General features: G+C 72.3%; 7 protein-coding genes. 6 read left to right on the forward strand and 1 reads right to left on the reverse strand.

Translation table 11 applies throughout. From position 1 onward, the window contains the following. Positions 1-25 precede the first annotated feature (25 nt). The 5 genes from flgL to ACO2TI_RS15345 all read left to right on the forward strand — a co-directional run bounded on the left by flgL (position 26) and on the right by ACO2TI_RS15345 (position 10,311). Positions 26-1,219 (forward strand): flagellar hook-associated protein FlgL, encoded by a 1,194-nt coding sequence (gene flgL / locus ACO2TI_RS15325; protein WP_423285619.1) that lies wholly within the window; start codon positions 26-28, stop codon positions 1,217-1,219. A 306-nt stretch (positions 1,220-1,525) separates the two neighbouring features. After that, entirely contained in the window at positions 1,526-2,743 is a 1,218-nt protein-coding gene (locus ACO2TI_RS15330; RefSeq protein WP_423285620.1) for an EAL and HDOD domain-containing protein, read from the forward strand. Between the two features lie 37 nt (positions 2,744-2,780). Further along, positions 2,781-6,149, forward strand: a complete 3,369-nt coding sequence (locus ACO2TI_RS15335) for a PAS domain-containing sensor histidine kinase (protein WP_423285621.1) — start codon at positions 2,781-2,783, stop codon at positions 6,147-6,149. Positions 6,150-6,274: 125 nt separating this feature from the next. After that, a complete protein-coding gene (locus ACO2TI_RS15340; protein WP_423285623.1) occupies positions 6,275-6,877 on the forward strand; it encodes an ANTAR domain-containing response regulator in 603 nt (200 codons plus the stop codon). A 209-nt stretch (positions 6,878-7,086) separates the two neighbouring features. Beyond that, a complete protein-coding gene (locus tag ACO2TI_RS15345) occupies positions 7,087-10,311 on the forward strand; it encodes a hypothetical protein (RefSeq protein ID WP_423285625.1) in 3,225 nt (1,074 codons plus the stop codon). 25 nt (positions 10,312-10,336) lie between these two features. Here the strand turns inward: ACO2TI_RS15345 and ACO2TI_RS15350 are convergent, their stop codons facing one another. Further along, complete coding sequence (locus ACO2TI_RS15350; RefSeq protein WP_423285627.1) at positions 10,337-11,626, reverse strand: sensor histidine kinase; 1,290 nt, start codon at positions 11,624-11,626, stop codon at positions 10,337-10,339. A gap of 262 nt (positions 11,627-11,888) precedes the next feature. Between ACO2TI_RS15350 and ACO2TI_RS15355 the strand changes: the two genes are divergently transcribed. Further along, positions 11,889-14,765, forward strand: a complete 2,877-nt coding sequence (locus ACO2TI_RS15355) for a response regulator (protein ID WP_423285629.1) — start codon at positions 11,889-11,891, stop codon at positions 14,763-14,765. The last annotated feature ends 19 nt before the right edge of the window (positions 14,766-14,784 follow it).

Genomic DNA, 14,784 nt, shown 5'->3' on the forward strand with positions numbered 1-14,784 from the left:
CGCTGCCTTTCGATAGGACTCGACGATGCGTATCGCCACCGCCAACACCTACGACGCCGCGATCGCCTTCCTGCAAAAGCGCCAGCAGGAGATGAGCGAGAGCCAGATCCAGCTCACCAGCGGCAAGCGCGTCAACAACGCCAGCGACGATCCCACCGCCGCCGCGCGCGCCGAGCGCGCGCTGGCGCAGGAGGCGCGCGTCACCGCCAACCAGCGCGCGGTCGATGCAAGCCGCAACGCGATGACGCTCGGCGAATCGGCGCTGGGCGACAGTGTCGACCTGCTGCAAGAAGCGCGCGAGGCGCTGGTCAACGCCGGCAACGCGACCTACACCGATGCCGAGCGCAAGAACCTGGCGCAGTCGCTGCGCGAGATGCGCAACCAACTGTTCGCGATCGCCAACCGCACCGACGGCTCGGGCGGCTACCTGTTCGGCGGCCAGGGCGCCAGCAGCCCGCCGTTCGTCGACACGCCCAGCGGCGTGCAGTACCGCGGCACCGGCGGCCAGACCAACGTGGCCTCGGGCGAGTCGCTGCCGATCACGCTCGACGGGCCCGCGACCTGGCTGGCCGGGCGCACCGGCAACGGCGTGTTCGAAACCCGCGCGGTGACGCAAAACGGCAGCGGCTGGATCGACTCCGGCCGCGTCTCGGACCCCTCGGCGTTGACCGGCGATCCGTACACCATCGACTTCACCGTCACCGGCGGCACCACGACCTACACCGTGCTGCGCAACGGCAACCCCACCGCGCTGACCAACGTGCCCTACGTGAGCGGCCAGTCGATCGAGATCGACGGCATGGCCGTGGCCGTGACCGGCGCGCCGGCCAACGGCGACCAGTTCGCGCTGGCGCCCTCGACCGCCTCGCTGAACGTGTTCGAGGTGCTCGACCGCACCGCGGCGGCGCTCGAGACGCCGCTGCTCAACAACGGCCAGGTCTCGCAGGCGGTCAACAACGGCCTGCGCGACATCGACGCCGCGCTGGGCCAGCTGCAGCAGGTGCGCGCGGCGGCCGGCGAGACGCTCAACCGCATCGACGGCGTCGAGAACCGCCTGTCGGCGCTGAAGCTGGGCGCCAAGACCGAGCGCTCGAACGCCGAGGACCTGGACATGGTCGACGCCATCTCCCAGTTCAAGCAGCAGCAGTCGGGTTACGAGGCGGCGCTGCAGTCGTACTCGATGGTGCAGCAGCTCTCGCTGTTCAAGTTCATTTCGTAGCCCCCACGCTCGCTCGCGCTCGCTGCCCCCCGAGGGGGGCGAGAGCCGCGGCTCCAAGCCGCCCCGCGGCGGCTTGGACGGCTCGAGCGCTCGGCGCGTCTCGCGACGAGCTCTTGCTGCGGACCGGCAGAGCCGGATCCGCGCAAGCTCTCGGACCCCACGCGGTGGTATCGGCGCCATGGTCGGGGAAACGTGCGCAACTGACGCGCTGACGCATCGACCCCGCGCAGCCACGCGCCGCCCAAGCCACAATCGAGTCGCCGGCGGGCAAGCCGGCAGGCAAGCCGGAAGGCGAGGAAGTACTCCGTGAACGACAGCAGTATCTTCGGCCAGGTCGCGCTCAGCTATGCGCCGATGGTCGATCGCAACCGGGCCGTCAGCGCGACGCGCCTGACCGTGTTTCCGCTGCGCCCCGGCGAGCCGCTCGATGCCGCGGCGCTGCTCGCGGCGGTCGCGACGGTGTGGCCCGCGGGCGGGCCGCAGGTGTCGCTCAACGTGCTCAGCGAGTCCTTGCTGCACGACCTGATCGAGGCCAAGCCGGCCACCAATGTGATCGTCGAGGTGCCGGCCTTCATGGCGGCCGACGAGCAGCACTCCGAGGTGATCCGCGCGCTGCACGACAACGGCAACACCTTGCTGATCAAGGGCCGGCCGCTGCGCGAGCTGCCGCGCGACGTGCTGCCGTGCTTCAAGTACTCGATCGTCGACCTGGCCGACGACCGGCGCATCGACGAGTCGCCCGAGGTCGCGGCCAGCATGCCGCGCAAGATCGGCTTCGTCCAGTCGGGCGTGCGCAAGCTGGTCGAGATGGAAAGCAGCTTCGGCCGCGGCGCCGTGGCGGTGCTGGGCTGGCCGATGGACGACGCGATCTCCTACGCCAACGCGGCGGCGCAGTCGGGCGGCGGCAAGCAGGCTGCACCGGACCTGCAGGTGATCGTCGAGCTGATCCATCGCGTCGACCAGGCCGAGCCGATCGACCGCCTCGAGCAGACGCTGCGGCGCGACCCGACCCTGGCGTTCAAGCTGATGCGCTACATCAACTCGCCGGCCTTCGGCCTGTCGGTGGAGATCAGCTCGTTTCGCCACGCGATCATGCTGCTGGGCTACAACCGCCTCAAGCGCTGGCTGGCGCTGCTGCTGGCCACCGCCAGCAAGGACGCCAACATGAAGCCGGTGATGTTCGCGGCCGTGCGTCGCGGCATGCTGATGGAAGAACTGGTGCGCGGCTCGAGCGACGAGGAGATGCGCAACGAACTCTTCATCTGCGGCGTGTTCTCGCTGCTCGATCGCATCTTCCGCCAGCCGTTCTCGGAACTGCTGCAGTCGATCCCGGTGCCCGAGCGCGTCTACCAGGCGCTGGCCGACAACCGCGGGCCCTACCAGCCCTACTGCGACCTGGTGCGCGCGGTCGAGGGTGACGAGCTCGACGCGATCCGCGAGGCCTGCGACGCGCTGATCATGGACCCTGCCGGTATCAATCGAGCCCTGCTCACGGCGCTGGGCCACGCTGCGCAGCTCGACTGAGACGAAGCTCCCCCGTGCGATGCGGGAGGCGCCCACCATGACCGGTTCCGCCGCTTCCGCTCTGGCCCAGTGGCATGGCTTCCTTGATGCGCTCAACGATGCGCTGCTGGTCGTCGATGCCGCAGACGGCCGCATCGTCTTCGCCAACCTGGCGGCGCTGCGCGCGCTGCCCAGCGCCGAGCCGGGCCAGCCGCTGGTCTCGCTGGCCGACCTGCTGCCGCAAGGGCTGACGACCTGGGCGCTGGCGCAGCTGCGCGGCGCGCACACGCCGCCGCCGCCCGGCGCCGGCAGCGCCGCGATGCTGCCGCTGTCGGACGACCGCTGGGCCCTGCGCCTGCCGCCGATGCGCACGGCAGCGCGCGCGCCCCGGACGATGCTGCCGCCGGCGCTGCCGCCCGGGCGCACCAACCCGCTGCAGGAACTGCGGCGCATGTTCTGGGCCTCGCCGTTCCCGGCCATCCTGCAAGACGATCACTTCCTCGTCGTCGACGTCAACGACGCCTTCGTCGACTTCTGCGGCGTGCCGCGCGAACGCCTGATCGGGCGCGACCCGATCGCGCTGGCGCCGCGCGAGGACCACGCCGCCTGGCGCTCCGCGCGCGAGGTGCTGCGCGGCGAGCACGCCAGCGACGAGGTGCCGGCGCTGGTCGAGCGCCGCCTGATCGACGCGGCCGGGCGCGAGCGCTGGTATCGCGCGGCGCGCCGCAGCGTGTCCGACGACGAGGGCCGCTCGTTCGGCCTCACGGTGCTGCAGGACTGCACCGCCGAGCACGCGCTGCGCGACGAGGTCGATCGTTCCGCGCGCGAGCTGGACCAGTGGTTCGACCTCAGTCCGGTCGGCCTGCTGGCCTTCGACGCCAGCGGCCTGGTGCTGCGCAGCAACCCGGCGCTCGAGGCCCTGCTCGGGCGCGCGCCGCAGTGGCTGGGTGATGCGCCGGCCGCGCTGCGCGAGCTGCTGGCGCTCGATTCACCGCAGGCGCTGGCGCTGCTCGCGCCGGCCGGCGGCGTGCTCGAGCGCAGCCGCTGGGTGCCGGGCGACGGTGCGCGCCGGCCGCGCCGGCTCCATGCGCGCATCCGCGCCGCGGCGCACAACCAGGACGCCGCCCACGACGGCGCACCGGCGCCGGCGCGCCGCCGCTACCTCGCGGCGATCGACGACCTCACGGTCGGCGATGAGCGCGACCTTGCGCGCGCGCAGCTCGACGCCCTGGTCGAGGCCGCCGGCGCCGGCCTCGCAACCTGGGACGGCGCGCAGGGCTGGGTGGTCGGCAGCGTCGTGCGCGGCGCTTCGCACGGCGGCGAGCCGACCTCGCTGGCGGCGATCGGCCGCGACGTGGTCGAGCCCGAGACGCTGGCCGAGTTCGAGCGCGTGCAGCGCGCGCTGCGCGCCGGCGAGCGCGCGCAGGCGCGCTACGCGGTGCGCGACCCCGAGCACGGCACGCGCTGGCTGCTCACGCGCGTCGAACCGCAGACCGGCGCGAACGGCGAGCAGCGCAGCGCGGTGATCACGCTCGACATCACCGAGCAGGAGCGCGCCCGCGAGGCGCAGGAAGCGCTGCTGCGCGAGCTGACCAGCATCATGGAGGCCTCCAGCGCCGGCATCGCCTACGTGCGCGACGGCGTGCTGGTGCGCAGCAACCGGCGCTTCGAGGAACTGCTGGCGCTGCGGCCCGGCCAGGCCGTCGGCCGCGCGCTCGACGCCTTGTTCGAGCGCCTGCCGGTGGCGCTCGAGCGCCTCGACGCGACGCGCGGCGCGCTCGACCGCGACGGCGTCACCGAATCCGAGTTCGAGTACGCGCTGCCCGACGGCGGCCGGCGCTGGGTCGGCGTCTCGGCGCGCCGCATCGACGCCGCGCCGGGCCATGTGGAAACGATCGCGGTGCTGACCGACATCACGCGCCTGAAGCTGCAGCAGGCCGAGCTCGAGCGCCTCGCGCGCGAACAGGCGCGCGCGCAGCAGGCGATGGCGCGCCAGGCCGAGCTCACGCGCGCGATCCTCGACTCGGTGTTCGTCGGCATCGTCACCGTCGGCCCGCTCGGCATCGAGTGGATGAACCGCTCGGCGCGCCGCATGTTCGGCGGCACGCTGGCCGACTTCTTCCACCAGCCGCTCGAGACGGTGGCGACGTCCGAGGTCGACCATCCGTTTCGCGCGGCGCCCCGGCTGCTCGAGCGACCCGAAGGCGCGGAGCAGGGCACGGCCTCGTTCGAATGCCGCGTGCAGGCGCGTGACGGCCGCCGATTCTGGGTGGTCGGCAATGCCGTGGCCACCGGCGTCGCCGACGACGCCGGCGCGCTGCAGCCGCAGCTGACCTATGCGCTGCTCGACATCGATCGCCGTCGCAGCGCCGAAGCGCGCACCGCGCAGGCGCAGGCCACGCTGCAGCGCATGATCGACCTCGCGCCGCTGGCGATCACCCTGTTCGACGCGCACAGCGGCCGCGTGCGGCGCATCAACCCGGTGGCCGCCGGCGCGATGGGGCTGGCGCCCGAGCAGGTGGTCGGCCAGCGGCCGGCGCATTTCATGGCCGACGCGCCGCTGGGCGCGCGCGTGGCGGCCGACCTGGCCGACACGCTGGCGCGCGGCGAGGTGCAGCGCCGCGAGTACCGCTTCGCGCCGCGCACGCCGGGCGGCGAGGGCGTGCCGCGCGTGTGGGATGCGCGCTTCCTGCCGCTGTCCGAGCCGGGCCGCGCGCCCGACGAGGTGCTGATGGTCGCCACCGACGTGACCGAGCAGCGCGAGGCCGAGGCGGCGCGCCTGGCCGCGGCCGTGGCGCAGCGCGAGGCGCTGGTGCGCGAGGTGCACCACCGCATCAAGAACAACCTGCAAGGCGTGGCCGGTCTGCTGCAGCAGGTCGCGCAGCGTCGCCCCGAAGTGGCCACGGTGCTGCAGGACGCGGTGGCGCAGGTGCAGGCGATCGCCCAGGTCTACGGCCTGCAGGTGGGGCAGCACGGGCCGGTGCGCCTGGTCAGCCTGGTCGAGGCGATCGCGCGCGCGGTGCAGCGCGGCGAGCGGCGCGTCGAGGTCGGCGTGAGCACCGACGGCGCCGCCGCCCCCGACTGGGCCTTGCCCGAGGCCGAGGCGATCCCGCTGGCGCTGTCGCTCAACGAGCTGTTCGGCAACGCGCTGCGGCACGGCGGCGGCGCGCCGGTGCATTGCGCGGTGCGCCTGGGCGAGGCCGATGCCGCCGTCGAGATCCGCAACCCCGGCCGCCTGCCGGACGGCTTCGCGCTCGAGCGCGTGGCCCCCGGCGCGACTGCCCTGGGCCTGGTGCGCGCGCTGATTCCGCGGCGCGGCGCGGCGCTGGCGCTGCGGCAAGACGGCGACCAGGTGTGCGCCTCGCTGCGCCTGGCGCCCCCGACGCTGGCGCGCATTGCCGCCGATCCGGCTGCTGTGGCGCCGTAGGCACGAAGCCGCCGAAAACCCGCCCGGCGCCCGGTGACTTGCCGAGTCGAAGTGCGCACAATCGTGCGATTCAGCGTCGGACCTGACGCCACCTCCAGCCATCCCACTTCGATGGGGCCGCCCGCGTGAGCACGTCCAAGGGAAGAATCCTGCTGGTCGATGACGACCGCCTCGTGCTCGTGACGCTGAGCGATGGGCTGCGGCAGGCCGGCTACGAGGTCATCGACACCGACAACGGCGACGATGCCATCCTCCAGGCGCGCGCGCAGCGGCCCGACCTCGCGCTGCTGGACATCCGCATGGAAGGCAAGAGCGGCTTCGACGTCGCCGCCTACCTGCGCGACCAGGGCGGCGTGCCCTTCATGTTCCTGTCGGCCTTCACCGACGAGGCCACCGCGCAGCAGGCGCGCGACCTCGGCGCGCTGGCCCACCTGGGCAAGCCGCTCGACATGGAGCGGCTGCTGCCGGAGGTCGAGCGCGCGTTCGCCAAGGTGCGCTCGGGCGAGATCGCGGCCGTCGCGCCGCGCCTGCCGGCGGCCAACGAGGATCCCCGCTCGCAGACCGTGTCGATCGCGCTGGGCGTGCTCATGCACCGCCACTCGCTCGACCGCCATCAGGCGCTCGAGCGTCTGCGTCGGCTGGCCCAGGCCGAGGGCCGCACGGTGATCGCCGAGGCCGAGCGCGTGCTCGAGGCGGTCGAGCTGCTGTCGCTGCCCAAGACCATCTGAGCGCACCGGGGCTCGGCAATCGAGCCCTGCGAACCCGGTTCGTTGCACCTGTGGGCGCCGCGCCGGCGTTCCTAGAGTCGACAGCGCGTTCGACTCTTGGGGACCCGTTCGATGGCCACCTCGCTCAGCTTTCATCGCCGCGCTCGCGCTGCGACCGTGCCGTGTCCCGCCGGCCCGGCGGCCGCGCCTGCCGCCGCGGGAGGTGCCTCGTGGAACTGAACCGCACGGGCGCGGACCACGGCATGAAGAGCACCACCGCGCTGCTTGCGGCGTGCTGGAGCAGCCGCTCCAGTGCCGAGCAGCAGAAAGCGGCCTACCGGGAGCTCGTCCGGTGCAGCAAGCTCCCCGATCAGCAGAAGGAGCTCACGGATTGCCTGCAGACGAACGCCACCGAGTGGCGGATCGACAGGCTGCTGGCGCTCATGTACGAAAGCGACCAGCCCTTGCCGACGCTGTGGCAGGCCCTGCTCGCGGCGCGGCGGCCGCCGAAGGGCGGCACCGACGACCTGCTGCTGTGGATCCTGCGCAAGATCTGCCAGCAAAAGAAGCTGCCGCCCGGCGCCACGATCGATGCGGTCATGAAGCGGTTTGCCGGCAACCTGTGCCTGGCCGCCACCGACGAGCTGTTCGTGCTGCTGATCGCCGCGCTGCGCGCGACGGAGCAGTTTCGCAACGCCGTCGCGCAGATCCGCGGCTGGCTCGTCGTCGGCCGCGGCTTCGACAAGGACGCCATTCTCACGGCCCAGTGCCTGTTCCTGCTGCATTGCGGGGAGCAGGCCACACAAAAGGACTTCGCCGACGCGATCGAGGCCTTGCCGTTTCGCGACGCCGGCCAGGTCCATGCGGCCGAGCACCTGGCGCGCGCGCTCGGCACCGACGCGTCGAAACCCGTGGTCACGGCACCCATGGTTCGACGCTTCCTCGTCGTGCTGGCGCGAACGCCCCGGCAACTGGTCCAGGACCGGCGGGCGGTGATCTTCCTGCTGGAGGGGCGGCTGGGCCCGCTCGCCTGCCAGCAGTTCCTGTACGACACGGGCGACGAGCTGCCGATGTCGGCCTTCATGGGCGTCCACGGATTCACGGCCTGCCTGGCGAGGTCCGAGTTCGGGCCGAACGGCCTGCGGCGCCTGGAAGTGTTCCTGCGCCTCATCGACGCGCCGCAGGTCGTGCCGGCGCTGGCGCTGGCCGAGCTGTGCGAAGTGCTGCTCCAGACGCGCTACGGGGCCGGCATGACGTGGGTGTATCTGTTCAACCTGCTCGACCGCGTGAACGACGACCGACTGCTGCTGCGCGCCATGAATGCCATCGTGGCGGCGCATGGCAGCCAGCTGATCGACGTCGAACAGCAGTCGTCGTGGCTGACCGGCCTGAAGGCTTTCCGTCCGCGCAGCCGGCTCGGGCATCTGGCCTTCGCCGCGGCGCTGCTGCGCCGGTCGCCGCTGCGCGACGAGGTGGTATGGCAGATCGTGGAGCGGGCACTGACGAGCAGCACCACGGGCGGCTACCTCGGCTTCGCCGAAAGCGACTTGCTGATCATGATGATCCGCGGGCTGCTCTTTCCCCGCGTCGGCATCGCGCCAACGCCGGTGCCGCGCATCGAACAGGCGCTCGATGTCCTGGTGAACGTGCTGGGCGAAGGCCGCACGCGCCAGCTGTTCGAGGAGATCGACCGCTACCTGGCCGTCGACGACGCGCAGCCGGGCACCGTCGTGTGCGAGGACGACTGCGTGCGCACGATCTGCGCCGGCCTCCTTAGGGCGGCCCTGCGCTCGAACAAGGGCCTCGCCGCGCTCTTGCCGCACAGCCGCTTGCTGGGCCAGCTGTGCCTGCAGGCCTTCCACGAGGCGCCGAACGATCCGCAGGTGCTCGCGCTGCCCAAGCCGGCGACCGACGCGCTGGCCTGGGCCCAGCAGCTGGTGGAGCTGAGCCTGCTGCGCTGCATCGCCGGCTTGCCCACGGATTCGCCGCAGCGCCCGCCGCTGCAGTCGCTGCTGCCCTTGCTGCGCACGCGCGCCTCGGAGTTCACGGCCGCCGCGCTGGCGCTGGCGTATCCCGGCACGCCGTGCGCATTGCACCTCGAGCCGCTGACGCAGCTGCGCGGGCGCGCGAGCGGCTTCTTCGATGCACTCGTCGCGGCCATCGTGCCGGGGCTGGTCGAGCGCCAGGAGGTCTACGCGCAGATGCTCCTCAACGGGCTGATGCACGGTTCGCTGAAGATCGCCGGCATCCATGCCGTCGCCGGCTGGCGTTCGGCCTTGCGCGCTGCCGATCCGAAGCCGGCCCAGCACGTCGGCGAGCCGAAGTGCGATCACTTCGACCTCGTCTTCTGCGGCGATACGCTGCCGGCCGGCATCGCGCTCGACGCGTCGCCCACGTGGACCTCGCCCGAGCTCGGCGCCTTGCTGTCGGAATGGCGGGGCACCTGGCGTGCGGCGCTTCACGCCCTGGCCGCCCACGCGAAGGCGTCGACCCCCGAGGCCAAGGAGCTCGACCTCGTGCTGCGCGCCCACCTCGCGGCCATGCTGCATGCGGTCTTCGGGCCGCAGGCGCCGGTGGCGGCGATCTCGGGCACGCACGCGATCGACGTGGTGCAGGTGCTGGCCAGTGCGGATCCCCATCCGTCTGCGCCGTTGCCGCCGGACGCCGACGGCCTGGCGCGAGTGGTCCAGCGCCGTGTCGACGCGGTGTCGTTCGGCTTCGTCGCCGACGTCGAGCAGGCCTGCAGCGCGCTGCTGGCCATCGCGCCCAAGCTGCTCGACAAGGACGCCGAGGCGGCGCTGCTCGAGACGCTGCAGTCGGTCCACCAGCGCCTGTCGGCCGCGATGACGCAGGCGGACTTCGGCCATCGCCTCGCTGCGCTCGACCTTTGCCGGTTCGAGCTGCTGCCCAAGGACCGCTTCGACAACCTGTTCATCGGCCTGGCCCTGGGATGCGAACTCTCGCCCTGGCGTCGCGGCGGCCCCTCGCTGGTCGAATGGCTGGCCGGCCCGTTCCTGCTCGTCGGGGCCCACGGTGCCGGCGGCGAGCTGCTGGCGGTGTGCGCGCTGCTGTTCGGCCATGACCCGAAGACGGGTCAGCGCGTGCTGGCGATGGACGCCTGCTATGCGGCCCCGCCGTTCCTGCTGCCGCTCGGCGACACGCAAACCATCAGCGGCGCGGCACTGCTGGACGGTTTCGTCGCGCAAGCGCAGGCGCTGGCGCACAGCTTCGGCGCCGCGCGGCTGTACGTGCCCTGCGTGGTCGGCAAGGGTGCGGTCGAGTTCTGGAAACCGGCGCGGGCGCCGGCCCAAGCGCTGGCATCGGCGTTCACCCGGCCCGTGCCATGGAACGGCTCGCCGGTCACTTTGCTGGGATTCGACGAAGACGCCTGCAGCTGCTGGTCGATCGATCCGGCCAGCGAGGCCGACACCGTCGCCAAGGCGCCCGACGACTGACGCGCCGTGCGGCCACAGGCCGCGCTCAGCCCAGCGTGAAGAAGAAGCGCGCGCCGCGGTCCGGTTCGGCCTCGGCCCAGATGTCGCCGCCGTGGCGCTGCACGATGCGCCGCACCGAGGCCAGGCCCACGCCGGTGCCGGCGAACTCGCTCGCGCTGTGCAGCCGCTGGAACACGCCGAACAGGCGGTCGGCGTAGCGCATGTCGAAGCCGGCGCCGTTGTCGCTGACGCGAAACGCGCGCCGGCCGTCGAGCGCGACCTCGCCGAACTCGATGCGCGCGAGCTGGCGCGTGCCGGTGTACTTCCAGGCGTTGCCGAGCAGGTTCTCGAGCACCACGCGCAGCAGCGTGGGGTCGCCGGTGGCCTGCAGGTTGGGCGCGATCGAGACCTCGACGCGGCGCTCCGGCGCGTGGCGGCGCAGGTCCTCGACCACGTAGGACGCTAGCTGCGACAGGTTGACCGGCTGGCGCGCCAGCGGCTGCGTCGACAGCCGTGCCAGCGCGAGCAGCGCGTCGATCATCGTGTTCATGCGCGCCGCGGCGCCGAGGATGCGGTCGAGGTGGTCGTTGCCGATGCGGTCGAGCACGCGGCCGTAGTCTTCCTTGAGGATCTTGGTGAAGCCCTCCACGACGCGGATCGGCGCGCGCAGGTCGTGCGAGACGGTGTAGCTGAACGACTCGGCCTCGCTGCCGGCGTCGGCCGCAGGCGGCGGCGCCGCTTCGGCCGCCGCGCAGGCCGGCGCCAGCGGCACCGCCGTGCCCTCATGGCCGGCGAAGCGGCCATCCTCGTCGGTGCAGGGCAGGGCTCGCAGGCGCCAGCGAGGCGCGCCGCCGTCGGCGCCGGGCAGCAAGACCTCGACATCGTTGAAGGCCGCCTGCGACACCAGCCGCTCGCGCAGCGTCTGCGCCGACTCGCCATCGAAGGCGGACCAGAACTCGCGGCCGGTCGCGGCAGCGGACAAGCCCCCGCCGGACGGCGCGCCGTCGGGTGCGCGCACCAGCGTCAGGCGGTGCTGGGCGTCGGTGCGCCAGACCCAGGCATCGATCAGCGACAGCAGGCGCTGCGAACGGGCGCGCTCGGCGCGCAGCGCAGCCCGCTCGCCGCGCCGATGCTGCTGCCAGGCCAGCACGAGCAGGGTCCCGAGCAGGCACAGGCCGGCACCCAGCAGCAACCAGCCGATCGGGCCGGTTGGAAGGTCTGGGGAAGTGGCTTGCGCGAGCACGGGCGCCGGCAGCGCGACCGCGGCCAGCACCGTACGTCGACGCGGCGACAGGCCGGCGCATGGCGCGCAAGAAAGGCGAAAGCCGCGAGGCATGTGAGGGATTGTAAGAAGGCGGGTGTGGCTTTCGCGCTGAAACAGCCGGCGCGCGCGCGTGAAGAGGGCGCACCGTCGCTGGGAAATCCGTCGCACGAGGCCTCAATCGGGTCGAAACATCGCCGAAATTGCTGAGGCGAAGCGGCCCGCGAAGGAGCAGCATCGCGCTCACCGTGCCTGACCGTTGCCGTTCATGTCTGCCGCCCCCGCGACGCTAGCGAGACCGCGCCGACAATGGCTGCGCCCGCTGCACGATCTCGCGGTGGCCCACAAGCTGTCGCTGATGACGCTGCTGTTCGGCGCCTCGGTGGTGCTGGTCGCGACGGTCGCGGTGATCGGCGGCGCCATCCTCACCGGCATGCGCGCCTATGTCGCCGGCGAGGGCTACTGGGCCAAGGGCAACCGCGACGCGGTCCACTACCTGGTGCGCTACGCGCGCAGCCGCGACCCGGCCGACCACCGCCAGTTCGAGCAGGCGATCGCCGTGTCGCTGGGCGACCGCGAGGCGCGCCTCGCGCTCGACCGACCCGACCCCGACCTCGAGGCCGCGCGCCAGGGCTTCCTGGCCGGGCGCAACCATCCCAACGACATCGGCACCCTGGTCTGGATGTTCCGGCACTTTCGCCACCTGAGCTACATGGAGCGCGCGATCGACCTGTGGACCGAGGCGGACGAGACCGTCGTGCGGCTGCGCGGGCTCGGCGCTGTGCTGCATGCGCAGGTCGTGACCGGGGCACTGACGCCCGAGCGGGCCGAGGAGCTCGTGCGCGAGATCCACGCGGCCCACGAGACCATCAAGCCGCTGGCCGACGAGTTCTCGGCCACGCTCGGCGAGGCCAGCCGCTGGGTCCAGGGCGTGCTGCTGCTCACGCTCAGCGGCGCGATCGTGCTCAGCGGCGCGATCGGCCTGAGCCTGGCGGTCTACCTGTCGCGGCGCATCAGCCGCCAGATCGCGGCGCTGCGCGCGGCCGCCCAGCGCGTCGGCGCGGAGGACTTGTCCACCCCGGTGCCAGTGCAGTCCGACGACGACCTCGGCCGACTGGCGGCGAGCTTCAACCAGATGCAAAGCCGCCTGCGCGAGCAGCGCGACGAGGGCGAGCGCCACCGCGCCGCGCTCGAGGCCGGCGCGCAGGAACTGCGCCGCGCGATCGAGTCGGCCCAGGCGCTGACGCTGCAGGCCGAGGCGGCCAGCCGCGCCAAGAGCCAGTTCATGGCCAGCATGAGCCACGAGATCCGCACGCCGATGAACGGCGTGCTGGGCATGACCGAGCTGCTGCTGGGCACCGCGCTCGACGCGCGCCAGCGCCGCTGGGCGCAGGCGGCCTACCGTTGCGGCGAGGTGCTGCTGGACATCATCAACGACGTTCTCGACTTCTCGAAGATCGAGGCCGGCGGCCTGCAGCTGGTCGAGGACGACTTTTCTCCGCGCACGCTGGCCGAGGACGTGCTGGAGCTGCTCGCCCCGCGCGCGCACGAGAAGCGCCTCGAGCTCGGCCTGCGCGTGGCCGAAGGCACGCCGCAGGCGGTGCGCGCCGACGCGCTGCGGCTGCGCCAGGTGCTCACCAACCTGATCGCCAACGCAATCAAGTTCACCGAGTCCGGCGAAGTGGTGGTCGACATCTCGATGACCGACGACGCGCGCCTGCGCATCGGCGTGCGCGACACCGGCATCGGCATCCCGGCCGAGATGCTGCCGCGGCTGTTCACCGCGTTCACGCAGGCCAGCGTCGGCAACGCGCGCCAGTACGGCGGCACCGGCCTGGGCCTGGCGATCTCGCGCCAGCTCGTCACGCTGATGGGCGGCGAGATCAGCGTCGAAAGCCGTCCCGGGATGGGCTCGCTGTTCTGCGTCGTGCTGCCGGTGCGCCCGGCCCAGGCCCAGCCGTTTGCCGGCGGCGGCGAGGACGCGCCGCTGCCGCCGCTGCGCGTGCTGGTGGTCGACGACAACGCCACCAGCCGCGAGGTGCTGTCCGAGCAGCTGGGCCGCTGGGGCCTGAAGGTCGAGACCGCCAACGACGGTGCGATGGCGTACGAACGGCTGAGCGAGGCCTTCGACGCCGGGCGCCCGCTCGGGCTGGCCCTGGTGGACATGAACATGCCGGGCGGCGACGGCTTCGCGCTGGCGCGCCGCCTGCGCAGCGAGGAACGATTTGCCGACCTGAGCATGGTGATGCTCTCGTCGGTGGCCAGCCCCGACGAGGCCTGGCGCGCGCGCGAGGCCGGCTTCCAGCGCTTCCTGTCCAAGCCGGTGCGCCAAGGCGAACTGCGCCAGGCGCTGGCGGCGATCCTGAGAGAAAGCACCGATCCAGGCCCTGTTGACGGCTTGACGCCCCGGCTGGAGGCGAACATCCTCGTGGTCGAAGACAACGCCGTGAATCAGGAAGTCATCGGCCAGATGCTGCGGCAACTGGGCTGCCGCGTGCGGATGGCTTCATCGGGCACCCAGGGGCTCAAGGCGCTGACGGAGGAGCGCTTCGACCTGGTGCTGATGGACATCCAGATGCCCGGCATGGACGGCATCGAGGCGCTCGGCTGGCTGCGGCGCGGCAAGAGCAGCCGCTACGCTTTCCAGGTCGGGCCCGACGTGCCGGTCATCGCGGTGACCGCCAACGCGATCGAAGGCGACCGCGAGCGCTTCCTCGGCCTCGGCTTCGACGATCATCTACCCAAACCATTCCGACAAAGCCAGCTCGCCACCATGCTGTCCGACCATCTCAAGCCGGGCGTCCTCGCCATGGCCGCCGCCGCGCCCCCGCCCGCGGGCACGCCTGCCGCCGCGCCGGCCGAGGACGGCATCCTCGATCCGCACGCGCTGGCCAAGCTGCGCGAACTCGACCCGGGCGGTCGCAGCAACCTGCTCGAGCGCGTGGCCGCGGCCTTCGAATCCTCGCTGGCACGCCTGGTGCCGCAGCTGGTGGACGCGCAGGCATCGCTCGACGCCGAATCGGTGCGCATGGTGGCGCACACGCTGAAATCTTCGTCGGCCTCGATCGGCGCGCTCAAGCTATCGTCGCTTTGTGCCGAAACCGAGGCCATGATCCGCCAGGGCCGCGTTGACGGCCTCGGCGAACGCATCGACGGCCTGCGAGCCGAGATCGACAGGGTGCGCGCAGCGTTGGGTGTTCTGCGTTCGTCCTGATCCGCCGGCAAGAACGAAC

The sequence above is a fragment of the Caldimonas sp. KR1-144 genome, from assembly GCF_049446155.1.
Taxonomy (GTDB): Bacteria; Pseudomonadota; Gammaproteobacteria; order Burkholderiales; family Burkholderiaceae_C; genus Rivibacter.